Below are 23658 nucleotides of genomic sequence, written 5' to 3' on the forward strand. Positions count from 1 at the left end.
GTTCGTTCTCCTTATTCCTTGCCGCTTTTCTTGGGGCGCGGCCAGTCGCGAATGGTGCGGGGCCGGGCACGCGTAAGCGCCAGTGCGCCGGGCTCGACGTCGTCCGACAGCGTCGAGCCCGCCCCTACGGTAGCGTCATCGCCGATGCGAATCGGCGCCACCAGGGCGGTATTCGAGCCGATGAAGGCGCGTTCGCCGATCTCGGTACGGTGCTTGTTGGCACCATCGTAATTGCAGGTGATGGTACCCGCACCGAGGTTGGCGCCCGCCCCGACCCGGGCGTCACCGACGTACGTCAGGTGGTTCGCCTTCGCCCCGGGGCCCAGGGAGGCGTTCTTGATTTCCACGAAATTCCCGACGCGGGCGCCGGCACCCACCTCGGTGCCCGGCCGAAGTCGTGCGAATGGTCCGATCCGCGCATCCGCGTGCACCCGCACCCCCTCGAGGATGGTGTGGGCCGCGATCTGCGTGCCGGGACCGATGTCGCAGTCCCGCAGCACGCAACCGGGGCCAATGTAGACATCGTCGGCGAGCGTGACCGTGCCCTCGATCACGACGTTCACGTCCAGTGCGCAATCCTGTCCGAAGTTGAGAACGCCTCGGACATCGAAACGGTCGGGGTCGGCCAGCGCCAACCCGCGTCCCATCATGTCCGTGGCGAGCGCACGCTGGTACAAGCGCTCCTGGACGGCCAGTTGTGCGCGATCATTCACCCCGAGCACGGCGGCCGGATCCTGGCTCTCGACAACCGCGACGGACTGGCCGTCCGCCCGAGCCGCCGCGACCACGTCGGTCAGGTACCACTCGCGTGATCCGCCCGGGGCCGGCTCGCAGGCCGCCAGCCAGGCGCGCAGGGCGGCCGCGGGGCCGGCCAGCACCCCCGTGTTGATGAGATCCACGGCGCGTTCGTCCGCACTCGCCTCCTTGTCCTCGACGATCCGCTCGAGCTGGCCGTCGGCGCCCAGGATCAGGCGCCCATAGCCGCTCGGATCCCCCACCCGAGCCGCCAGCACGGTCACACCGTCGCCCTCGGCGCAGGCCTGGAGGTCGCCAACCGGGATTCGAGGGACGTCCCCGTAGGTCACCAGGACGCGGGCGCCATCCGGGATATCCTCCAGGGCGCGGAACACGGCGTGGCCCGTCCCCCGGGGTTCCCCCTGATCGACCCAGTGCAGGTCCAGTGGCGAGTCCGCGAAGGCCGCGCGGATGCGTTCCTGCTCGTGACTGACCACCACATGACAGGCGGCCGCTTCCAGCAGCGCGACGCGTTCCAGTACGTGGGCGAGTAGGGGACGACCGGCGAGGGGCTGCAGGACCTTCGGCTTGCGCGAACGCATGCGCGTCCCCTTGCCGGCTGCCAGTACCGCGATATGGAGGGGTGTCATTTCAGGCATGCCTACAATGATAAAGGGCCAACCGATTCGGTTGGCCCTTGGCGTAAGTCATCCGTCACAGCTTGCCGGATTATTTCCGGCGCAGCTTCTGGATCATCTGGAGACGGGCCGCGGCCTCGGCCAGTTCGGCCTGGGCCTTGGCGTAGTCGAAGTCGGCCTGGGAATTTTCCAGGGCCTCCTCTGCACGCTTTTTCGCCTCCAGCGCCTCGGCTTCGTCCAGGTCCTTGGCGCGGACCGCGGTGTCTGCGAGCACCGTTACGTGGTACGGCTGAACCTCGAGGATACCGCCGGACACGAACACCGGCTGCGGCTCCGCGCCTTCCTTTTCCTGGATCCGCAGTTCGCCCGGGTTCAGCCGGGCGAGCATCTGCGTATGCCCGGCATACACGCCAACCTCGCCACCTTCGGCGGGCGCGGCGATCATCAGGGCCGTACCGGAGTAGATGGACTCCTCCGCACTGACCACATCCACATGCATATTCATGGGCATAACGCCTTGCTCCTTAGCCGAGCTTCTCGGCCTTCTCGACGGCTTCCTCGATGGTGCCGACCATGTAGAAGGCCTGCTCCGGCAGGTGGTCGTATTCGCCATCGACGATGGCCTTGAACGCGCGGATGGTGTCCTTCAGGGACACGTACTTGCCGGGGGCTCCGGTGAAGACCTCGGCCACGAAGAACGGCTGCGACAGGTAGCGCTGGATCTTGCGCGCGCGGGCCACGACCAGCTTGTCGTCTTCCGACAGCTCGTCCATCCCGAGGATCGCGATGATGTCCTTCAGCTCCTTGTAGCGCTGCAGGGTGCCCTGGACGGCACGCGCGGTGTCGTAGTGCTCCTGACCGATGATCTGCGGGTCCAGCTGACGCGAGGTCGAGTCCAGCGGATCCACGGCCGGGTAGATGCCCAGCTCGGCGATCTGACGCGACAGCACGACGGTGGCGTCAAGGTGCGCGAAGGTCGTGGCCGGGGAGGGGTCGGTCAAGTCGTCCGCCGGCACGTAGACCGCCTGGATCGAGGTGATCGAACCCTTCTTGGTGGAGGTGATGCGCTCCTGCAGGACACCCATTTCCTCGGCCAGCGTCGGCTGGTAGCCCACCGCGGAGGGCATACGGCCCAGCAGCGCGGAGACCTCGGTCCCGGCCAGGGTGTAACGGTAGATGTTGTCGATGAACATCAGCACGTCACGGCCTTCGTCACGGAAGAACTCGGCCATGGTCAGACCGGTCAGCGCCACGCGCAGACGGTTGCCCGGCGGCTCGTTCATCTGCCCGTAGACCAGGGCCACCTTGTCGAGGACGTTGGAGTCCTTCATCTCGTGGTAGAAGTCGTTCCCCTCACGGGTACGCTCGCCCACACCGGCGAACACGGAGTAGCCGGAGTGCTCGATCGCGATGTTGCGGATCAGCTCCATCATGTTGACGGTCTTGCCCACGCCGGCGCCGCCGAACAGGCCAACCTTGCCGCCCTTCGCGAAGGGGCAAAGCAGGTCGATGACCTTGATGCCGGTTTCCAGCAGCTCCGTGGAGCCCGCCTGCTCGTCGAAGGTCGGGGCCGCACGGTGGATCGACCAGGTCTCCTGGGCTTCCACGTCACCGGCGTTGTCCACCGGTCGGCCGAGGACGTCCATCACGCGGCCCAGGGTCCCCTTGCCGACCGGCACGGAGATCGGCTTGCCGGTCGCAGTGACCGGGGTCTGGCGCTTCACGCCTTCGGTCGTACCCATGGCGATGGTGCGGACCACGCCGTCGCCCAGCTGCTGCTGGACTTCCAGGGTCAGGCCGTTTTCCAGCGTCAGGGCGTCGTAGATCTTGGGCACTTCGCCGTGGGGAAACTCCACGTCCACGACGGCGCCGATGATTTCGACAATCTTTCCAGAACTCATTTGTTCATCCTCGTAAGTCGTAATTCGTGCCGAGTCGACCGATACGTGACGGCGGGCGCTAGACCGCGGCCGCGCCGCTGACGATCTCGGAGATCTCCTGGGTGATCGCGGCCTGGCGCGCCTTGTTGTAGACGAGCTGCAGGTCCTTGATCATCGTGCCGGCGTTGTCGGAGGCGGACTTCATGGCCACCATGCGCGCGGCCATCTCGCAGGCCACGTTCTCGACCACCGCCTGGTAGATCAGGGACTCGACATAGCGCTCGAGCAGCGTATCCATCACCGGATGCGTGTCGGGCTCGTAGATGTAATCCCAGTGGTGCTTGAGCGATTCGTCCCGGCTGGGTGCGGTCGGCAGCAGCTGGGTCACCTCGGGCTGCTGGGTCATCGTGTTGACGAACTTGTTCTCCAGCAGCACGACGCGGTCGACCTTGCCGTCGCGGAAGTTGTCCAGCACCACCTTGATCGAGCCGATCAGGTCGTTAATGTGCGGACGGTCCCCGAGATCCCTGGCTTCGGCCACGATGTTGCCGCCAAGGCGCTTGAAGAACTGCAGTGCCTTGTTCCCGACCACGCACAGATCGACCTCGACGCCCTCGTCGCGGTACCGGCGCATCTCGCCGACGGCCTTCTTGAACAGGTTGGTGTTCAACCCGCCGCAGAGGCCGCGATCGGTCGACACGATGATCAGCGCAACCCGCTTCACCTCGCGTTCGACCATGAACGGATGCCGGTACTCGGCATTCGCCATGGCGACGTGACCGATCACGTCGTGGATCTTCTGAGCGTAGGGCCGGGACTCTTCCATGCGGTCCTGGGCCTTGCGCATCTTGGACGCGGCGACCATTTCCATCGCCTTGGTGATCTTCTGAGTATTCTGGATACTCTTGATCTGCGTCCGGATCTCCTTAGTGCCCGCCATTGCGTGCTCCCGTTACCAGCTGTGCTTGGCCTTGAACTCTTCCAGGGCCTTCTTCAGCTTGTCCTGGATGGAGTCGTTGTAGTCGCCAGTGCTGTTGATTTCGTCCAGGAGCTCCTTCTGCGAGGAACGCGCATAGGCGATCAGTTCCTTCTCGAAGCTCACGACCTTTTCCGCCTCGACGTCATCGAGGTAGCCCTCGTTGGCGGCATACAGCGAGAACGCCATTTCGCCAATGGACATCGGCTGGTATTGACCCTGCTTCATCAGCTCGGTCACGCGCTTGCCGCGGTCCAGCTGCTTGCGGGTCAGCTCGTCGAGATCCGAGGCGAACTGCGAGAACGCCGCCAGCTCGCGGTACTGGGCGAGGGCCAGACGGACACCGCCACCCAGCTTCTTGATCGCCTTGGTCTGCGCGGAACCACCGACTCGCGACACCGACAGGCCCGCGTTGATGGCCGGTCGGATACCGGAGTTGAACAGGTCGGTCTCGAGGAAGATCTGGCCGTCGGTGATCGAGATCACGTTGGTCGGCACGAACGCGGACACGTCACCCGCCTGGGTCTCGATGATCGGCAGCGCGGTCAGCGAACCGGTCTTGCCCTTCACCTCGCCGTTGGTCTTTTCTTCCACGTACTCGGCATTCACGCGGGAGGCACGCTCCAGCAGACGGGAGTGCAGATAGAAGACGTCACCCGGGTAGGCTTCGCGGCCCGGCGGGCGGCGCAGCAGCAGCGAGACCTGGCGGTAGGCCCAGGCCTGCTTGGTGAGGTCATCGTAGACGATCAGGGCGTCTTCGCCGCGATCGCGGAAGTATTCGCCCATGGCGCAACCGGCGTACGGGGCGATGAACTGCATCGCGGCCGATTCGGAGGCGTTGGCGGCGACGATGATGGTGTTGTCCATCGCGCCGGCCTCTTCCAGCTTGGCGACCACGGAGGCAACCGAGGAGGCCTTCTGGCCGACCGCGACGTAGATGCACTTAACGCCGGAGTCCTTCTGGTTGATGATCGCGTCGATGGCCACGGCAGTCTTGCCGGTCTGGCGGTCGCCGATGATCAGCTCGCGCTGGCCACGGCCAACGGGGACCATGGCGTCGATCGCCTTGATGCCGGACTGCAGCGGCTGGTCAACGGACTGGCGTTCGATGACGCCCGGGGCGATCTTTTCGATCGGGCTGGTGATGTCGGTGTTCACCGGGCCCTTGCCGTCGATCGGGCGGCCCAGGGAGTCGACCACGCGGCCCAGGAGTTCCTCGCCGACCGGCACTTCCAGGATGCGGCCGGTGCACTTGACGGTCTGGCCTTCGGTGATGTGCTTGTAGTCACCCAGGATCACGACCCCGACCGAGTCACGCTCGAGGTTGAGCGCCATGCCGAAGGTGTCGCCGGGGAACTCGAGCATTTCGCCCTGCATGACGTCACCGAGGCCGTGGACGCGGGCGATGCCGTCGGTCACGCTGACCACGGTACCCTCGTTGGAGGCCTCGGAGGAGGCATCGAATTTCTCGATGCGCTGTTTGATCAGATCACTGATCTCGGAGGGATTCAGTTGCATGTTAAATATCCTCTTAGCGACTCAAATTGGCAGCCAGGCGGTTCAGCTGGCCTCGCACGGAGCCGTCGATTACCAGGTCGCCGGCGCGGATGATGGCGCCCCCCATCAGGGAGCTGTCGACTGAGCATTCGAGATCGACTTCGCAGCCCAGGCCCTTGACCAGGGCGTCGTGGATCTCTTTCTCCTGCGCCTGCGTGAGCTTGCGATAGGCAGTGACATCGGCGTGCACGCGCTGTTCCGCGGCGGCCTTGAGTTCCTCGAAGGCGGCGCGTACGGCGGGGAGGGCCGGCAGACGGCCGTTCTCCGCCAGCAGACGAACCAGATTGCCCGCCTCGGCACCGACCTTGTCGCCGGCCACGTCCAGGACGAGCTGGGCCCGGTCCGGCCGCGGGAGCCGCGGATTGGAGAGGAGACTGTGCATCTGCGAGTCGCTGGCGATCGCCGCCAGCAACTCGAGCTGCTCGGCCCAGCCGGCGAGATCACTGGCCTCGCGGGCCCGCTCGAATGCCGCGCGGGCGTAGGGTCGGGCGACCGAAATCAGGTCTGACATAACGTCTCCTTAGAGCTTGGCCGCGAGCTTCTTGAGCAGATCGCCGTGGGCCTTGGCGTCAATCTCCTTGGCCAGGATCTGCTCGGCACCGGCAACCGCCAGGTCGGAGACCTGCTTGCGCAGCTCTTCCTTCGCGCGGTTGAGCTCCTGCTCGATTTCGGACTGCGCCGCTTCCTTGATGCGGTCACCTTCCTCGCGGGCCGTGGTCTTGCTCTCCTCGACCAGCTCGTTGGCACGCTTCTGAGCGGAGGCGACGATCTCGTTGGCCTGCTGCTTGGCTTCCTTGATCACCTCGGTCGCACGCTCCTGCGCGAGCTCCTGCTCTTTCTCGCCACGCTCCGCTGCGGCGAGACCGTCGGCAATCTTCTTGCGACGCTCTTCCAGGGCGTTGGACATGGGCGGCCAGACGTAGCGCATCGTGAACCACACGAAGACGCTGAACGCGAGCAGCTGGCCGATGATGGTCAGATTGATATTCATCCTGCTACCTCGGGTTGACGAGTGTGAGGGATCCTCGGGACTCGGTCAGCCTCTTAGCCCAGGGCGAACAGGACGTACAGGCCGATACCCACGCCGATCATCGGCACGGCGTCGGTCAGACCCATCACGATGAAGAACTGGGTACGCAGCATCGGGATCAGTTCCGGCTGACGCGCGGCGCCTTCCAGGAAGCGACCACCCAGGGTGCCCACGCCGATCGCGGCGCCGACAGCGGCCAGACCCAGGAGCAGAGAGCCAGCCAGAACGATCAGAGCGTTTGCCATTTCCATTTTTGTATCTCCAGTCGAGTGTTGAAACAGTCAGTTGAGTAGGAAAATCGGAATCAGTGGTCTTCGCTGTACGCCATGTCGAGATAGACGACGGTCAGCACCATGAAGATGAAGGCCTGCAGCGGCACCACCAGGATGTGGAAGATCGCCCAGCCCACGTGCAGCACACCGCCGGCGAGACCCAAGATCAGGCCCGCGGAGTACATGACGCCGATCAGGATGAAGATCATCTCCGCGGCGTACAGGTTGCCGAACAGTCGCAGGGCGAGCGAGGCCGGCTTCGCCAGCAGGTTGATGAACTCCAGCACGAAGTTGATCACCCAAAAGATCGGCTTGATGTAAACGATGTTCGTCTGGAACGGGATGCCCGTGAGTTCCTTGATGAAGCCGACCGGGCCCTTGATCTTCAGCGAGTAGTAGATGATCAGGATGAAGACGCCCAGCGCCAGACCCGCCGTGACGTTGATATCCGTCGTCGGCACGATCTTGAAGTAGGGGATGCCCAGCAGATAGGCGATATGCGGGATCAGGTCCACCGGGACCAGGTCCATCAGATTGAGCAGGAAGATCCAGACAAAGATGGTCAGCGCGAGTGGCGCGACCATGTCGTTCTTGTGCTTGAAGGAGCCACGGACGTTGTCATTGACGAAGTCCATGGTCATTTCGACAAAGTTCTGCCAGCCACCCGGGACGCCGGCGGTGACCTTCTTGGCCGCGGCGCGGAACGTGAGGACAAACAGCAACCCGAGCGCAATCGACCAGAGCATGGAATCGACGTGGATCGCCCAGAAGCCCATTTCGGCCGCCTGGGTGCTGGTCGTGGCAAAGCTCAATCCGTTCTCCGGATGGAGCCCGAAGGTGAGGTTCGTCAAATGGTGAGCAATGTGCTCTTCCATCGTGGGCAGTCCGCTTTCTGAAGCCATGCAGTTATCTCGTCATTGCTTGATCAGAAACCCGGTGCAGCCACCATAGCGGGGCCAGATGCACCAGGAGGAAGATGCCGAACAGGGCCAGCAGGTCCGGCTCGTCCAGGTAAGCGAACGCCACCCCGAATGCCACCGCGATGATTACCAGTCGTCCCAGCTGGGCGCCCATCATCCGGGCGGTCAACGAGCCCACCTGATCGGAACGGTAGGGCCGAAACACGACGACCGCGGCCACGGCGTTGCCGAGGGTCGCGGTCATGCCGCCCACCGCAGCCGAGATCGCCACGATTGGGGGGAACAGGGCCAGAAGCAGGCCCGACAGTATCAGCGTTAAGGCGAGCTGCAGACCCAGCGATTGTAAGGCGTGTCTGAAGCGTCGCGGTGTCATTCAGCGGATGGGCACACCCACCCCTCTCCCAAAAAGTGCGCGTAGTATAAGAGCACCCTTCTATTAGGTCAAACCGTTATGGGGCTGGAAGCAAGGTTTTAGCCCGGGTCTGGGGGTGGGCCCCGGAGCGTTTTACGGGGGTACGCGGGCCGGAGAACGGACGGTGTTTACTGGATGTGTTCGAGGATCCCGTCGAGTTCGTCGAGGCTGTTGTACTCGATGACCAGACGGCCCTTGCCCTGGCGGTTGTAGCGGACCTGGACCGGCGCGCCCAGTTGGTCGGACAGGCGGCTCTCGAGCTGCCGGACCTCGGGCGAGGGGCTGGTGTCCTTCTTCGGCTCCGGGGTCGCCGCCAGGACCTTTTTCACCAGCTGCTCGGTGGCACGCACGGACAGGCCGCGCTTGACCACCGTGGCGGCGACGCCGGGCTGGTCGTCCAGGGGAACGGCCAGCAGGCAGCGGGCATGGCCCATTTCCAGGCGGCCTTCATTGACGTGTTCCTTGACGGTGTCGTGGAGCTCGAGGAGGCGCAGCAGATTGGTGACCGAGGTCCGCGAACGGCCCACGGCATCGGCCGCGGCCTGGTGGGTCATTTCAAACTCGCCGATCAGGCGGCGGATCGCCTGCGCCTCCTCCAGCGGGTTCAGGTCCTCGCGCTGGATGTTCTCGATCAGCGCCATCGCCGCGGCGGCCTGATCGGGGATATCCCGGACCACCGCCGGGACGGTCTCGAGGCCGGCGATCTGGGCCGCGCGCCAGCGGCGCTCCCCGGCGATCAGCTCGTAGCCATCATCCAGGCGGCGCACGACGACGGGCTGCACGATGCCCTGGGCCCGGATCGAGTCCGCCAGTTCCGCCAGCGCGGCCTCGGCCATGTGCACGCGCGGCTGGTACTTGCCGCGCCGGATCTGCTCGATCGGGAGCTGATCCAGGCTGTCGGCTTCGTCGCCACCGGCCTGGGCACCGGAGAGGAGGGCATCCAGGCCGCGGCCCAATCCACGTTTCGCCATGCTCGATCGTTCCTGCAGACAGTCGTAAAGGGGCGGTCAGCGCCGCAGCATCTCGCCGGCCAGGGCGAGGTAGGCCACCGCGCCGCGCGAGGAGGCATCATACAACAAGGCTGGCTGGCCAAAACTGGGGGCCTCGGCCAGCCGGATGTTGCGCGGGATCACGGTACGGAACACGCGGTCGCCGAAGTGGCCGGTCAATTGGGCGGAGACGTCGCCGGACAGGCGGTTGCGCGGGTCGAACATGGTGCGCAGCAAGCCGGAGATGCGCAGCTTCGGGTTCGGCCCGCGCTGGATGCTCTCGATGGTGCGCATCAGCGCGGTCAGACCCTCGAGCGCGTAATACTCGCACTGCATCGGGATCACCACGCCATCGGCGGCGACCAGTCCGTTGACCGTGAGCAGGTTCAGCGAGGGCGGGCAATCCACCAGGATGTGGTCGTAGTTCGCGACCGCCTCGGCCAGGGCATCCTGCAGACGATATTCGCGGCGCTCCGCATCCATCAACCGCACCTCGGCCACGGTCAGGTCACCATTGGCCGGTACCAGATCGTAACCGGCCTCGACCCGATGCGCGGCCTGGGCAACCGTGGCCTGACCGAGCAGGACCTCGCAGGAGGTCGGGTCGTCGGCATGCTTGTCCACTCCGGAGCCGGTAGTGGCATTGCCCTGGGGGTCCATGTCCACCACCAGGACACGCTTGCCCAGGCGAGCCAGCGATGCGGCCAGATTGACGCAGGTGGTGGTCTTGCCGACCCCGCCCTTCTGATTGGTGATCGCCAGTGTGTCGGTCACGGCTCAGGCTCTCTCGATAATGGCGACGTGGCGTTCGGCCACCTCGCCGGGAATGGTAACCGGGTCCACCCGGCGGTACGACCAGGGCGCCGGCAACGGATCGTCGACCACCCGGCGCTGCCCGAGCATGGCCAGCACGCGACCATCGGGCGCGACGGTATGCCCGACCCGGCCGAGCATCTCGGCCGGGGCCTTGAAGGCACGCGACAGCACGGTGGTGTACAGCGCCGCGGGCTGGAAATCCTCGATCCGCGCATGGATGCCCTCGGCGTTCGCCAGACCGGTCAGGCCGATCACGTTGCGCAGAAAGCGAATACGCTTGGCCGCGCTGTCCAGGAGGCAGAAGTCGCGGTCGCGTTCCGTCGCCGCCAGGATGAACCCGGGGAGTCCGGCCCCGGTGCCCACATCGAGCACGCGGTCGCCCTGAAGATACGGGCGCAGGGTCAGGCTGTCGAGTACGTGGCGTGGGATCACCTGCGCCGGGTCGCGCACCGCGGTGAGATTGTGCACGCGATTCCAGCGGAGCAGCTCGGCCAGATAGGTCGCCAGCACCTCCTGCGCGCGGGCATCCAGGTCCCAGGCATCGGCATAGGGCGCCAGTTGCGCCGCCCAGGCCTCACTCGCCACTGGCGCGCTGCTCCAAGGACACACTAATCCATGTACACATTCGCGCTCGAGTCGCTTTTGCGTGCGAACAAGGCGCGGTGACGGCCGTGCAGTCACTCTGCACAAGGGAGCCGCAACGCCGTGCGCGCGCCCGTTGTTGACGAGAACGGGCGGCCGGGCCCCTTCGAGGTTGGCACCCCAGGTTCCCCGACCCTGCGTTGCGGCCCTTGCCGGTAGAACCACTACCGGCTGCGCACCGCGCCTGGTCTCGGACAACCAGGGGTGCCAACGCGAGGGTGTACATGGATTAGTGTGTCCTTAGGTGCACGGCCAGGGCCGACAGTGCGGCCGGGGTGACGCCCGGGATGCGCTGGGCCTGGGCCAGGGTATGCGGGCGGAATTCGGCCAGCTTCTGGCGGATTTCGCTGGAAAGGCCATGGACCCGGTCGTAGTCGAGACCGTCCGGCAGGGCGGTCTGCTCGGCCTTTGCCTGGCGCTCGATCTCGGTCTTCTGGCGCTCGATGTAGCCGGCGTACTTGGCCTGGATCTCCACCTGTTCGCAGACATCCGGCGTGCAGTCGGTCGCCAGCTCCGGCAGGGCGGCCATCAGGCTTGCGTAGTCGGCCTGCGGCCGGCGGAGCAGGTCCAGCAGCGTGGCCTCGGGGTCCGGGGCCCCGCCAAGGAGTTCGGTCAGGGCCGGGCGGTTGCGCTGGTCGCGGTCGAGGCGCCGACCGGCCAGGCGCTCGCGTTCGGCGTCGATGGCCGCGGCGCGGGACTCGAAGCGCGCCCAGCGGGCGTCATCGACCAGGCCAAACTCGCGACCAACCGGGGTGAGGCGCAGATCGGCGTTGTCCTCGCGCAGCAAAAGCCGGTACTCGGCGCGCGAGGTGAACATCCGATAGGGCTCCTGGGTGCCACGGGTCACCAGGTCGTCGATCAGCACCCCGATGTAGGCCTCGGAGCGCTGCGGGATCCACGGTTCGGCCTCCTGCACCAGTCGGGCGGCGTTGAGTCCCGCGACCAGACCCTGGGCCGCGGCCTCCTCGTAGCCGGTGGTGCCGTTGATCTGCCCGGCGAAGAAGAGGTTGCCGACCTCGCGCGTAGCCAGGCTCGGGCGCAGGCCGCGCGGGTCGAAGTAGTCGTATTCGATCGCGTAGCCCGGGCGCGTGATGCGCGCCTGCTCGAAGCCCTCGATGCTCTGCACCAGCGGGACCTGGATCGCATACGGCAGGGAGGTCGAGATGCCGTTGGGGTAGAGCTCGTGGGTGGTCAACCCCTCCGGCTCCACGAACACCTGGTGGCTGGCCTTGTCGGCAAAGCGCACCACCTTGTCCTCGATCGACGGGCAGTAACGCGGGCCGGTGCTGTCGATCTGGCCGCTGTACATCGGCGCCTGGTCGAGGTTCGCCCGGATCAGCTCGTGGGTCTTCTCGCTGGTGCGCGCAATATGACAGGCGCGCTGCTCCGGGTGGTTGTCGGTGGATCCCATGAACGAGAACACCGGGCGCGGGTCGTCGCCCGGCTGCACCTCAAGGCGCGAAAAATCCACGCTGCGCCCGTCGATGCGCGGCGGCGTACCGGTCTTCAGCCGCCCGACCGCGAAGGCCATCTCGTGCAGGCGCGCCGCCAGGCGGGTGCTCGGGGGATCGCCCGCGCGTCCGCCGGGCTGCTGGGTGAGGCCCGTGTGCATCTGGCCGTTGAGGAAAGTGCCGACGGTCAGGACCACCGCGCGGGCCTCGAACGCAATCCCCGCCTCCGTCACCACGCCGGTGACGCGATCGCCGTCCTGGAGGATGTCGGCCACCGGCTGCTGGAAGACCTGCAGGTTCGGTTCGGCCTCGACGAACTGGCGGATGGCCTGGCGGTAGAGCTGCCGGTCGGACTGGGCGCGGGTCGCACGCACCGCGGGCCCCTTGCGGCGGTTGAGGATGCGGAAATGGATGCCCGCGGCATCCGCCGCACGGGCCATTACGCCCCCCAGGGCGTCGATCTCCTTGACCAGGTGGCCCTTGCCGATCCCGCCGATCGCCGGGTTGCAGCTCATCTGGCCGATGGTTTCGATGTTGTGGGTGAGCAGCAGCGTGCGCGCACCCGCGCGCGCCGCGGCCAGCGCGGCCTCGGTGCCGGCATGTCCGCCGCCAATCACGATGACATCGAAGGAATTCGCCATGGTCCTGCTGTCCCGACCGGTGCTCCGGCCTGTGGGTTGCGTCGTGCACCCATCACACCCGGGGCACGAAAAGCGGAATTCTAGCAGGCAGTTACGGAATCGCGAAGCGGCCCCGGTAGGGGTCGGTGTTCCGGACCCGAGATCGACAGGCGTCGCAGCCAGCTGTGGGTCATGGCGAGGTCCCGAAGGCGCCGTGGCAAGCGAGTACGGCAGCCCCGGACGGGGAGGCCGAGGCTGCGCCTGCCTCCGGCGATTGCTTCGCTTCGCTCGCAAGGATGGGCGCTGGGGGGCGCGCGGGCTTCGGAGCCAGGGGAAACCCCTATCGCCCAGAGGGCTGGGCGCTTACTTGCCGATGCAGAAGCCGGCGAAGATCTCGCCGAGCAGGGCCTCGTGGTCCTGGCGACCGAGGAGTTCGTCGAGGGCGTGCTCGGCCAGGCGCAGTTCCTCGGCGATCAGGTCCGGAGGCGCGTGCGCGTCGACGGCGGCAAGATGCGTGGCCGCCGCGCGCAACCCGTCGAGATGGCGGGCGCGGACGCTGAAGCGCTGCTGGCCGCCCTCGCCCGCACCCAGGCGTTCCACGATCGCCCGTTTCAGGGCATCGATTCCGGCGCCGGTGCTCGCGGAGATGGTGAGTTCATCGGCGGGTGCCGAACCCGCCGCGATGCAGTCCAGCTTGTTCCACACCACAAGACGAGGGATGTCGGGCGCGGCCTCGAGCACCGGAACGGCCTCGGGCCGGGTGAGGTCGCGCAGCTCGACTACAAGATCGGCGCCGGTCGCCGCCTCGCGGGCACGTTGCATGCCGATTCTCTCCACCGGATCGTCGCTGGCATGCAGGCCCGCGGTGTCGATCAGCTCGACCGGGATGCCGTGGATGGCGATCGGGGAACGCAGGACGTCGCGGGTGGTCCCCGGCCGATCGGTAACGATCGCGACCTCGCTCTCGGCCAAGCGGTTCATCAGGCTGGACTTGCCGACATTCGGCGCGCCCACCAGTGCCAGGCGCAGGCCCTGGGCGAAATAGCGCGCCGGGCGCAGGCGTTCCAGCAGTTCGCGGATGGTCGCGTGAAGGGTCTCGGCGCGGCGGGCGATATCGGGGGCGGCCTCGGACTCGAGGTCGGTCTCGCCGAAGTCGATCTCCGCCTCGATGATCACGCGCATGTCGCGAATCGTGCGCGACACGGGCTCCAGCTCGGCGGCGAGTGCCCCGTCCAGGCTGGAGCGGGCCAGCCGGGCGGCCTGGGCCGTCTGGGCGTGGATCAGGTCGGCCACGGCCTCGGCCTGCGCGAGGTCGAGGCGGCCGTTCAGAAACGCCTGTTCGGTGAATTCGCCGGGCCGCGCGCGGCGCGCACCCTGATCCACTGCCGCGGCGACGATTGCCTCCAGCAGCACCGGGCTGCCGTGGCCCTGCAGCTCGACCACGTCCTCGCCGGTGTAGGAATGCGGGGCCGGGAAGAACAGGATCAGGCCATCATCGAGGGCCTCGCCACTGGCGGGATCGCGGAAGCGGCCATAGTGGGCGTGACGGGGCCGCAAACTGTCGCGCCCCGTCAGACGCTGAGCGATGGCCTGCGCCTGCGGGCCGGACAGCCGGACCACGCCGATGCCGCCGACCCCCGGCGGGGTGGCGACCGCGACGATGGTGTCCGTCACGGTCACGAGCGGGTCAGCTCTTCTGCTTGTCCGGGTCCTCGCCGCCCTCGATCTTGCGCGTGATGTACCACTGCTGGGCGATGGAGAACAGGTTGTTGGTAAACCAGTACAGCACCAGACCCGCCGGGAAGAAGGCGAAGAACACGGTGAACACGAACGGCAGCGCCATGAAGATCTTCTGCTGCACCGGGTCCATCGGCGGCGGGTTCAGCTTGTACTGCACGAACATGGATACGCCCATCAGGATCGGCAGGATGAAGTACGGATCGCGCGAGGACAGGTCCTGGATCCACAGCCACCAGGGCGCCTGACGCAGTTCCACACTCTCCAGCAGCACCCAGTACAGGGCGATGAACACCGGGATCTGGACCAGGATCGGGAGACAGCCACCCAGCGGGTTGATCTTCTCCTTCTTGTACAGGTCCATCAGCGCCTGGTTCATGCGCTGCTTGTCGTCCTTGTAGCGTTCCTTCAGCGCCTGCAGCTTGGGCGCGACCTTGCGCATGCGCGCCATCGAGCGGTAGCTGGTCGCGGACAGCTTGAAGAACGCGAGCTTGATCAGGATGGTCAGTACGACGATCGACCAGCCCCAGTTGCCCAGGACCATGTGGATCTTGTCCAGCAGCCAGAACAGCGGCTTGGACAGGAAGGTAAAGATGCCGTAGTCGACGGTCAGCTCCAGCCCCTGGGCAATCTGGGACAGTTCGTCCTGCAGCTTCGGGCCCACCCACAGCCGAGTGGAGAACTCGCCGCTGGAGCCGGCGGGGATCTGGCGCGATTCGGAATGGAGACCGATCAGGTACTCGTCGCCCAGATCACTGGGGACCGCGCGGGCATAGAGGGCGTTGACCTCGTCCTCGCCCGGAATCCACGCCGAGACGAAGTAGTGCTGGATCATCGCGATCCAGCCGCCTTGGATGCGCGCCTGGATGGGATCGTCGCGGAAGGACTCGAAGCGTTCGCGCTCGTAGCTGCCGTCGAAGTAGGCGGCCCCGGTAAAGGTGTACAGCCACCAGGACTCGCGGTCGGGCGTGGCGCCGTGACGCAGCTGACGGTACTGACGACCGCTCCAGGTAGAATCCGAGCGGTTGTGGACCTCGTAGTCCACCTCGATCAGGTGCGAGCCCCGGGTGAAGGTATAGGTCTTGGTGACCTCGATCTCGCCGTCGTCGGAGGTCCAGCGCAGCGGGACCTCGAGCGTTTCCTGGCCATCGGCGAGCTCGAAGCGTTCCTGATCAACCTGGAAATGGGCATGGTGCGACGGGGCCCGGCCCTCCATGGAACGGTCGTTCACTCGGTCGTGGGTCAGACCGCTCTGCGCGACATAGCCGCGTACGCGGTGGTCGAACAGGCGCACCGGCACCAGCGGATCGTCCTGCAGGTCCTGGGGATACTGCAGCAGGTCGGCGCGCAGCAAGGTACCGCCACGGGTATCAATCAGGATCTCGTGGGTGTCGGTGCGCACCGTGACGTGGCGCCGATCCGGCTCCTGCAAGGTGCTGACCTGCGGCGCGTCGTCCGCCCGGGGGTCCGCGTCCGACTCGAACTGCGGCGCATCCGGCACATCCTCCGGTCGCGCGTCGGGATCCTCGGCGGCCTGCTCGGCGGCGCGATCGGGCTGGGACGGGGTGCCGTAATCCTGGTTCCAGGCCTGCCACATCAGGAACAGGACAAAGGCCAGGGTCAGCCACAAAAGGGGACGAAGGTTATCCATGAGCGCGACTACTTTGAGGGTCGGGTGCTGGGAGAATCGGAACGCGGGGCCGGGACCGGGTCATAGCCGCCCGGCGACCAGGGGTGGCAGCGCAGGATACGCCGCAGGCCCAGCCAGAAACCGCGCAGGACCCCGTGGGTCTCGACCGCCTCGACGGTATACGCCGAGCAGGTCGGGTAATGCCGGCAATGCGGGGCCATGAACGGCGAGATGCCGTACTGGTAGGCCCGGACGGGCAACAGTGCGATCTTGCGGGGCAGACTCATTGCAGACGTTCCAGCAGGCTGTCGATCTCGGCACGCAGGGCTCGACGATCGGTGGTCGCCGCGCCGCCACGGGCCAGCACGATCATGTCGACCGGCGGCAGCTGGGTGCGGCGGAGGCGAAAAGCCTCGCGCACAATCCGTTTGATCCGGTTCCGGTCCGAGGCGTGACGGACGTGCCGCTTGCCGATGGCCAGGCCCAGGCGCGCCTCGCCGGATTCCGAACGCCGGTAGAGCAGGGTCAGGTCGCGACCGCGCTGGCGCCGGGCATCCTCGAATACACGCTGATAATCCGCACCCGTCAGAAGACGGACGCGGCGCGGAAACGTCTGGATGGCTGGCGCCGCGGTCACGGGAGCCGGCGCGCCGCCCGGGTTACGGGCAGAGGCGCTTGCGGCCCTTGGCGCGGCGGGCGTTCAGGACCTTGCGACCACCACGGGTGGCCATACGGGCCCGAAAGCCGTGCGTGCGGGCGCGAACGAGCCGGCTGGGTTGAAAAGTGCGCTTCATGACAGTTCCCGTGACGCTTGGTTAAAGGGCGGTGAAAACTAGCGCTATCCGGGCGCAAAGTCAATCGCGGACCGTGGCGCGTCGCTGGCACCGGATGCCTCCATCGGCGTAGACTCGGGAGCTTCCAAGCCCCGCCGCCCCGGAGACGAACGCGTGTCAGCCAATGCCCTGTGGACAGCCTGTCTGGATCGCCTGCAGGGGAAGGTCAGCGAGCAGCAACTCAACACCTGGCTTCGCCCGCTACATGCCGAGGAGTCAGGGGGTGCCCTGCGCCTGCTGGCACCGAATCAGTTTGTGTTCGAGCACGTGCGTGATCACCTGCTGGAATCAATCGAGGAGACCGTGGGCGAGCTTCAGCCAGCAGATGGCGGCGATGCGCGGCGCGTTCGACTGGGCATTGGCGGCGCGGAACTTCCGGCGGCACCCGGCCCCGGGACCCGGGAGACGAACTCCGCGCGGGGCGGCTCGGAAAAGCCCAGCCCCGCGCCCCGGCCCCAGGGCCCGGTCAGCAATCTCAATCCGGCATTCACGTTCGACAGCTTCGTCGAGGGCAAGTCCAACCAGCTCGCGCGGGCCGCCAGCCTGCAGGTAGCGGAGAATCCGGGGGTGGCCTACAACCCGCTGTTCATTTACGGCGGGGTGGGGCTGGGCAAGACCCACCTGATGCACGCAATCGGGCACAGCATCCTGGCCAGACATCCCGAAGGGCGGATCATCTACCTGCACTCCGAGCGTTTCGTGGCGGACATGATCAAGGCGCTGCAACACAACGCAATCGACGAGTTCAAGCAGCACTACCGATCCGCCGATGCGCTATTGATCGACGATATCCAGTTCTTTGCCGGGAAGGAACGTTCGCAGGAAGAGTTCTTCCACACCTTCAATGCCCTGCTCGAAGGTCAGCAGCAGATCATCCTGACGTCGGATCGCTACCCCAAGGAGGTCGAAGGGCTCGAGGAACGGCTGAAGTCCCGCTTCGGGTGGGGACTCACGATCGCGATCGAGCCGCCGGAGCTCGAGACCCGAGTGGCGATCCTGCAGCGCAAGGCCGAGCAGGCCGGGATCGAGCTTCCATCCGAAGTAGCCTTCTTTATGGGCAAGCGCATCCGCTCCAACATCCGGGAGCTGGAGGGCTCGCTGCGGCGCGTCATCGCCAATGCCCACTTCACCGGGAAACCGATCACACTGGATTTTGCCAAGGACGCGTTGCGCGACCTTCTCGCAGTACAGAACAAGTTGATTACGCTGGAGAATATCCAGAAGACGGTGGCCGACTACTATCGGGTCAAGGTCGCGGACCTGCTCTCCACGCGGCGCAGCCGCTCGATTGCCCGGCCCCGCCAGATCGCCATGGCGCTGGCCAAGGAGTTGACCCAGCACAGCTTGCCGGAAATCGGTCAGGCGTTCGGCGGCCGGGACCACACGACGGTTATTCACGCCTGCCGCAAAGTGGCCGAGCTGCGCGAGGCAGATGCCAGCCTGGACGAGGACTATTCCAACCTGTTGCGCACGCTGAGCAGTTAGGGAATCCCGGCCGGTAACGCGCGCTAACAAAGCTGTGGATAACCTGGGCGTAACGACGGTATGGGAGCGGGGAAAAACCAGGCGCCAAAACTGTCCACAGGTTGGCAACAGGGTTCACAGAGGTTCACGGGACCGGAAATTGAGATGCAACACTCTGATATAGAAACGGATTTCGGGTTTCCTGCACAGGTGCAGCCCGCCCTTATTATTACTAGATAAATATCTAAACAGACTAGATACAGGACATCGCCATGGAACTGTCTTTCAATCGCGAGACGATGACCGAAGCGCTGCAACGGATTGTGGGGGCGGCCGAAAAAAGATTGACGATGCCCATCCTGGGAAACGTCCGTCTGCGCCCGGATGACAATGGTGCGATACGGATGGATACCACGGATCTGGAGCTCGCCTGGCAGGCGGGGGCCTCGGGGTCGATCCCGGGGGAGTGCGATGTGACCGTATCGGTGCGCAAGCTCCTGGATGTCGTCAAGGCTGCGCCTGCGGATAGCGAGATTCGTGCTCGGGTGGAAGGCGAGCGGATGACCGTGGGCTTTGGTGGGTCGCGGTTCAGCCTGGCCACCCTGCCCGGCGCCGATTTCCCGGACTGGGAGGCGCGAGGCTCCGAGGTCGTCCTGGACGTGCCGCAGAACCGCTTGCGGCGGCTGCTGGAGGCCACCATGTTCTCGATGGCACAGCAGGATGTGCGCTATTACCTGCAGGGGCTCTTGCTGGTTGCCAGCGGGAACAGCCTGCGAGCGGTCGCCACAGACGGCCATCGACTGGCGCTGGCCGAGGTGGAACTGGAGCAGCCGGTAGAGGGCCGCGTCGAGCGGATCGTACCGCGCAAGGCGGTGGCGGAATTACGCCGGAACCTCTCTGATGACGAAACGCCGGTTCGGATCGGGTTCGGCGAGGACCAGGTGGTCTTCGAGCTGGGCAATGCCGTGCTACGAAGCAAGGTGATCGAGGGGCGCTTCCCCGATTATGAACGTGTGATCCCTGCGGATCTCCCTGCCACGCTGCGCGTGGATCGGGAGACCCTGAAGCAGGCTCTGGGGCGGGTGGCCATTGTGGCGAGCGACAAGTACCGCGGTGTACGCATGGTTCTGGGCGAAAACGGATGCCAGGTGATGACCCACAACGCGGATCGCGAAGAGGCCCAGGAATCGGTGGAAGCCGAATACGATGGCGGTCCGATGGAAATTGGATTCAACCTGGGGTATCTGGCGGATGTGCTGAACGTGCTGGAGACCGAGCAGGTCCGGATCGGACTGCGCGACGGAAATTCCTCGATCCTGATCCAGGCGGAGCCCCCCGGCGGGGCACGTTACGTGGTCATGCCCATGCGCCTGTAGGCCCGGGGGCTGCGTGCTGGAGTCGCTGTGGTGGCAGGGGGTGCGCAATCTCGAGGAAGGGTCACTGGACCTGGGGCCCGGGATCAATCGCCTGATTGGAGCGAACGGGGCGGGCAAGACTTCGGTGCTCGAGGCGGTGCACATCCTGGCGGCCGGGCGATCGTTTCGAACGCAGCAGTTGAGACGCGTGCTGCGCACCGGCGCTGAGCAACTTTGGGTGGGGGCGTCCGTCCGGGACACCGTCGGAGGGACGCACCGGCTGGGACTCGCCTGGGACGGGATCCGGCGTTCGCGGCTGGACGGACGCTGGGTGGAAGGGCATGCGGCGGTGGCGGAATGGCTGCCGGTTCGGGCCCTGCACGCCGGTTCGTTCGAACTCCTGACCGGGGGGCCGGAGGAGCGGAGAAGGCTGCTGGACTGGGGTTGCTTTCATGCCATTGCCGGGTACCGGGGGAACTGGCAGCGTTGGAAGCGCGCGCATGACCAGCGCAATGCGGCGTTACGGTCCGGGGACCGGGCTGGGGCCAGGGAGTTCGAACGGCCCTGGGTGGCGTTCGGGGCGCTGATCAGTGAGGCGCGCGAGCGGTATGTCGAGGCGTGGGGTCGGGCGACCGCAGAAGCGGGGGATCAATTCGGTTTTGGCGAACGCCTCGGTGGGTTGGGTCTGAAGGTCCGGATGGGCTGGGATCGGGAACGAGCGCTCGGGGAGGCCCTGGAGCGAAGTCGGGAAAGCGACGAGGAACGGGGCTTTGCCCAGATTGGGCCGCAACGCGCCGATATCGATTTAAGGCTGTCCGGGCGACCGGCGGCCGAGGCGTCCAGGGGTGAGCAGAAACGTTTGGTGACGGCTCTGGTGGGTGGCCAGGCGCGGATGCTGGAGGCGGAGACAGGGCGCGCTCCGGTGTTGTTGCTGGATGACGTGGTGTCGGAAATGGATCGGGAGGCGGTTGATGGTTTGATGGCGGGACTGTCCGCCGCCCATTGGCAAATCCTGGTGACGGCTGTAGAGGATCGGATACCCGGGTTGGCGGACGCAGGCTCGGGCCGATTGTTCCACGTGAAACATGGTCGCGTAACACCCTCCACCGAACGCTGATCTCAACCCTCCACCCAGGCATAACCCTACCCACGCGGGAAAGCTGTCGCCTGTTCCGGCCGTCACCGGTGACCCCCGGCTTTGCGCTATACTGGCGTGTCTGCAACTGGCCGGATGAATGACCCGCATGTCCGATATCGAAGCCCAAGACCCCGCTGCCTACGATTCTTCCCAGATCCGTGTCCTGAAGGGACTCGACGCCGTCCGTAAACGACCCGGCATGTACATCGGAGATACCGATGACGGTACGGGCCTGCATCACATGGTCTTCGAGGTCGTCGACAACTCCATCGACGAAGCCCTCGCCGGGTACTGTGACTCCATTGAAGTCACCATCCACGAGAACAACGCCGTATCGGTCACCGACAACGGTCGCGGGATCCCCGTCGATATCCACGAGGAAGAGGGTATGTCGGCGGCCGAGGTTATCCTCACCGTGCTGCATGCCGGCGGGAAGTTCGATAACAACTCCTACAAGGTCTCCGGCGGTCTCCATGGCGTGGGTGTCTCCGTGGTGAATGCGCTGTCGGAGGAACTCCGGCTCGAGATCCATCGGGATGGCGAGATCCATGAACAGGTCTATCACCTCGGGGTGCCGGATGCGCCCCTGGCGACGACCGGAACCACCGAGCGCAACGGCACGAAGATCTGGTTCCGCCCGAGCCCCGAGATCTTCACCGACATCAACTTTCACTACGAGATCCTGGCGAAGCGCCTGCGCGAACTGTCCTTCCTGAACTCCGGCGTCCGAATCACGCTGCGCGACCATCGCGACAATCGGGAGGAGACCTTCGTCTTCGAGGGCGGCATCCGCGCCTTTGTCGAACACCTGAACGAAAAGAAAACGGCGCTGCACCCGACCGTCGTCTATGCGGACCAGATGCGCGAGGACTACGCCGTCGAGATCGCCCTGCAGTGGAATGACTCCTATCAGGAGAACATCTTCTGCTACACCAACAATATCCCGCAGCGCGACGGTGGCTCCCATATGGCCGGCTTCCGCGCGGCCCTTACCCGCACCATCAACCAGTACCTGGAGAACGAGGGCCTGATCAAGAAGGCCAAGGTCGCCACCGCCGGTGACGATATGCGCGAAGGTCTCACCGCCGTGCTCTCGGTCAAGGTCCCCGACCCGAAGTTCTCGTCGCAGACCAAGGACAAGCTGGTCTCCTCCGAGGTGAAGCCGATCGTCGAGAGTGTGCTCTCCGATGCGCTGAACAACTTCCTGCTGGAAAATCCGCAGGAGGCCAAGGCGATCACCGAAAAGGTGCTGGATGCGGCACGCGCCCGCGAGGCCGCGCGCAAGGCCCGCGAGGTCACCCGTCGCAAGGGCGCGCTGGATATCGCCGGGCTGCCCGGCAAGCTCGCTGATTGCCAGGAGAAGGATCCGGCCCAGTCCGAACTCTATCTGGTGGAGGGCGACTCCGCGGGTGGATCCGCCAAACAGGGCCGGGACCGCCATTTCCAGGCCATCCTCCCGCTGAAGGGGAAGATCCTGAATGTCGAGCGGGCGCGTTTTGACCGCATGCTCGGCTCGGCCGAGGTCGGCACGCTGATTACGGCTCTGGGCTGCGGCATCGGCAAGGACGAATACGATCCGGACAAGCTGCGCTACCACCGCATCATTATCATGACCGATGCGGATGTGGACGGATCCCATATTCGCACCCTGCTGCTGACCTTCTTCTTCCGTCAGATGCCCGAGCTGATCGAACGCGGCCACATTTATATCGCGCAACCGCCCCTGTACAAGATCAAGCGCGGCAAACGCGAGCAATACGTCCGCGACGAGGCCGAGATGGGCGAGATCGTGATCTCGCTCGCCCTGGACGGGGCTGCGCTCTATCCCAGCCCCGAGGCCCCTCCGATTACCGGCGAGGCGTTCGAGGACCTGGTGAAGGGCTATCAGAAGGCGGCTCGCGCGGTCGAACGACTGGGTCGCCTGTATGACCCGCGGATCCTCTGGGCGATGCTCGAAGCGGACGCGATCCCTGAGCCGCGCAGCGTTACCAACCCGGCCGTTCAGGCGTGGTTTGGCCGGATCCTGGACGGTCTGTCCAGCGACAAGGCGGGCGCCACACGCTACAGCCTGGGTGCCGTCACCGATCGCGACGGTCACGCCCAGCTGAGTCTGGATCGAATCGAGCACGGCGCCGCACTGTCGCAGTACCTCAATGACGACACCCTGGCCTCGCGCGATTTCCAGGCGATGCTGGATCTGTCCGCACGCCTGAATGCCCTGCTCGACGAGGGCGCCTACATGAAGCGCGGTGAGCGAATCCACGTAATCGAGGGCTTTTCCGAGGCCATGGAGTGGCTTTTGCAGGAAGGCCGCCGCGGCCTGGCGACCCAGCGCTACAAGGGTCTCGGCGAGATGAACCCGGAGCAGCTGTGGGAGACCACCATGAATCCCGAGTCCCGGCGTCTGCTCCAGGTGCGTGTCGAGGATGCGATCCGCGCCGACGAGATCTTCACCACGCTGATGGGTGACCAGGTCGAACCCCGCCGCGACTTTATCGAGTCCCGGGCCCTGAGCGCGGAAAACGTCGACATCTGACCGTCGCTGACCGACCCGATCCCTCCG

The 23658-nt window shown here is 65.6% G+C and carries 23 protein-coding genes; 4 read left to right on the top strand and 19 right to left on the bottom strand.

Features of this window, described 5'->3' with window-relative positions; genetic code table 11:
- Positions 1-11 precede the first annotated feature (11 nt).
- From glmU to rpmH, 19 genes are all read right to left on the bottom strand, one after another.
- Positions 12-1385 carry a bifunctional UDP-N-acetylglucosamine diphosphorylase/glucosamine-1-phosphate N-acetyltransferase GlmU gene (gene glmU, locus F572_RS0111450; RefSeq protein ID WP_026143161.1) on the bottom strand — a complete coding sequence of 458 codons (1374 nt, stop codon included), beginning with the start codon at positions 1383-1385 and terminating at the stop codon, positions 12-14.
- Between the two features lie 79 nt (positions 1386-1464).
- Entirely contained in the window at positions 1465-1884 is a 420-nt protein-coding gene (locus F572_RS0111455; RefSeq protein ID WP_017943074.1) for a F0F1 ATP synthase subunit epsilon, read from the bottom strand.
- 13 nt (positions 1885-1897) lie between these two features.
- On the bottom strand, positions 1898-3274 hold the full coding sequence (atpD, locus tag F572_RS0111460; protein ID WP_017943073.1) for a F0F1 ATP synthase subunit beta: 1377 nt from the start codon (positions 3272-3274) through the stop codon (positions 1898-1900).
- Between the two features lie 58 nt (positions 3275-3332).
- Positions 3333-4193 (bottom strand): F0F1 ATP synthase subunit gamma, encoded by an 861-nt coding sequence (atpG, locus tag F572_RS0111465; protein ID WP_017943072.1) that lies wholly within the window; start codon positions 4191-4193, stop codon positions 3333-3335.
- Between the two features lie 12 nt (positions 4194-4205).
- A complete protein-coding gene (gene atpA / locus F572_RS0111470; protein WP_017943071.1) occupies positions 4206-5747 on the bottom strand; it encodes a F0F1 ATP synthase subunit alpha in 1542 nt (513 codons plus the stop codon).
- 13 nt (positions 5748-5760) lie between these two features.
- The gene (locus tag F572_RS0111475) at positions 5761-6297 is read right to left on the bottom strand and encodes a F0F1 ATP synthase subunit delta (protein WP_017943070.1); all 537 of its coding nucleotides are present in this window, start codon (positions 6295-6297) and stop codon (positions 5761-5763) included.
- 9 nt (positions 6298-6306) lie between these two features.
- Complete coding sequence (locus tag F572_RS0111480) at positions 6307-6777, bottom strand: F0F1 ATP synthase subunit B (protein WP_017943069.1); 471 nt, start codon at positions 6775-6777, stop codon at positions 6307-6309.
- 53 nt (positions 6778-6830) lie between these two features.
- Positions 6831-7067 (bottom strand): F0F1 ATP synthase subunit C, encoded by a 237-nt coding sequence (atpE, locus tag F572_RS0111485; RefSeq protein WP_012983953.1) that lies wholly within the window; start codon positions 7065-7067, stop codon positions 6831-6833.
- A 53-nt stretch (positions 7068-7120) separates the two neighbouring features.
- Positions 7121-7963 (bottom strand): F0F1 ATP synthase subunit A, encoded by an 843-nt coding sequence (atpB, locus tag F572_RS0111490; RefSeq protein ID WP_026143160.1) that lies wholly within the window; start codon positions 7961-7963, stop codon positions 7121-7123.
- A 31-nt stretch (positions 7964-7994) separates the two neighbouring features.
- Positions 7995-8381 carry an ATP synthase subunit I gene (locus F572_RS0111495; RefSeq protein ID WP_017943067.1) on the bottom strand — a complete coding sequence of 129 codons (387 nt, stop codon included), beginning with the start codon at positions 8379-8381 and terminating at the stop codon, positions 7995-7997.
- A gap of 167 nt (positions 8382-8548) precedes the next feature.
- On the bottom strand, positions 8549-9391 hold the full coding sequence (locus F572_RS0111500) for a ParB/RepB/Spo0J family partition protein (protein ID WP_018158464.1): 843 nt from the start codon (positions 9389-9391) through the stop codon (positions 8549-8551).
- 36 nt (positions 9392-9427) lie between these two features.
- Positions 9428-10183: a ParA family protein gene (locus tag F572_RS0111505; protein ID WP_017943065.1), complete on the bottom strand. Its 756-nt coding sequence runs from the start codon at positions 10181-10183 to the stop codon at positions 9428-9430.
- A gap of 3 nt (positions 10184-10186) precedes the next feature.
- Positions 10187-10810 (bottom strand): 16S rRNA (guanine(527)-N(7))-methyltransferase RsmG, encoded by a 624-nt coding sequence (gene rsmG, locus F572_RS0111510; RefSeq protein ID WP_017943064.1) that lies wholly within the window; start codon positions 10808-10810, stop codon positions 10187-10189.
- Between the two features lie 286 nt (positions 10811-11096).
- The gene (gene mnmG / locus F572_RS0111515) at positions 11097-12959 is read right to left on the bottom strand and encodes a tRNA uridine-5-carboxymethylaminomethyl(34) synthesis enzyme MnmG (RefSeq protein WP_017943063.1); all 1863 of its coding nucleotides are present in this window, start codon (positions 12957-12959) and stop codon (positions 11097-11099) included.
- Between the two features lie 342 nt (positions 12960-13301).
- Positions 13302-14618, bottom strand: coding sequence for a tRNA uridine-5-carboxymethylaminomethyl(34) synthesis GTPase MnmE (gene mnmE / locus F572_RS0111520; RefSeq protein WP_017943062.1), 1317 nt, complete (start codon positions 14616-14618; stop codon positions 13302-13304).
- A gap of 7 nt (positions 14619-14625) precedes the next feature.
- Entirely contained in the window at positions 14626-16326 is a 1701-nt protein-coding gene (gene yidC, locus F572_RS0111525; protein WP_026143159.1) for a membrane protein insertase YidC, read from the bottom strand.
- Positions 16327-16334: 8 nt separating this feature from the next.
- Entirely contained in the window at positions 16335-16592 is a 258-nt protein-coding gene (gene yidD, locus F572_RS0111530; protein ID WP_017943060.1) for a membrane protein insertion efficiency factor YidD, read from the bottom strand.
- Positions 16589-16942, bottom strand: a complete 354-nt coding sequence (gene rnpA / locus F572_RS0111535; RefSeq protein ID WP_017943059.1) for a ribonuclease P protein component — start codon at positions 16940-16942, stop codon at positions 16589-16591. The genes yidD and rnpA overlap by 4 nt, the downstream gene beginning before the upstream one ends.
- A 22-nt stretch (positions 16943-16964) precedes the next feature.
- Complete coding sequence (gene rpmH / locus F572_RS15430) at positions 16965-17099, bottom strand: 50S ribosomal protein L34 (protein ID WP_018141118.1); 135 nt, start codon at positions 17097-17099, stop codon at positions 16965-16967.
- Positions 17100-17252: 153 nt separating this feature from the next.
- On the opposite strand from rpmH, the gene dnaA reads away from it, so the two are divergent.
- The 4 genes from dnaA (at position 17253) to gyrB (ending at position 23631) form a co-directional block, all read left to right on the top strand.
- The gene (gene dnaA / locus F572_RS0111545; RefSeq protein ID WP_017943058.1) at positions 17253-18623 is read left to right on the top strand and encodes a chromosomal replication initiator protein DnaA; all 1371 of its coding nucleotides are present in this window, start codon (positions 17253-17255) and stop codon (positions 18621-18623) included.
- A gap of 251 nt (positions 18624-18874) precedes the next feature.
- A complete protein-coding gene (gene dnaN / locus F572_RS0111550) occupies positions 18875-19978 on the top strand; it encodes a DNA polymerase III subunit beta (protein WP_017943057.1) in 1104 nt (367 codons plus the stop codon).
- Positions 19979-19991: 13 nt separating this feature from the next.
- Positions 19992-21074 (top strand): DNA replication/repair protein RecF, encoded by a 1083-nt coding sequence (locus F572_RS0111555; RefSeq protein ID WP_017943056.1) that lies wholly within the window; start codon positions 19992-19994, stop codon positions 21072-21074.
- Between the two features lie 127 nt (positions 21075-21201).
- Positions 21202-23631, top strand: coding sequence for a DNA topoisomerase (ATP-hydrolyzing) subunit B (gyrB, locus tag F572_RS0111560; RefSeq protein WP_018158465.1), 2430 nt, complete (start codon positions 21202-21204; stop codon positions 23629-23631).
- Positions 23632-23658: the final 27 nt, after the last annotated feature.

This window comes from Thioalkalivibrio sp. ALE14 (assembly GCF_000376845.1).
Classification (GTDB): Bacteria; Pseudomonadota; Gammaproteobacteria; order Ectothiorhodospirales; family Ectothiorhodospiraceae; genus Thioalkalivibrio.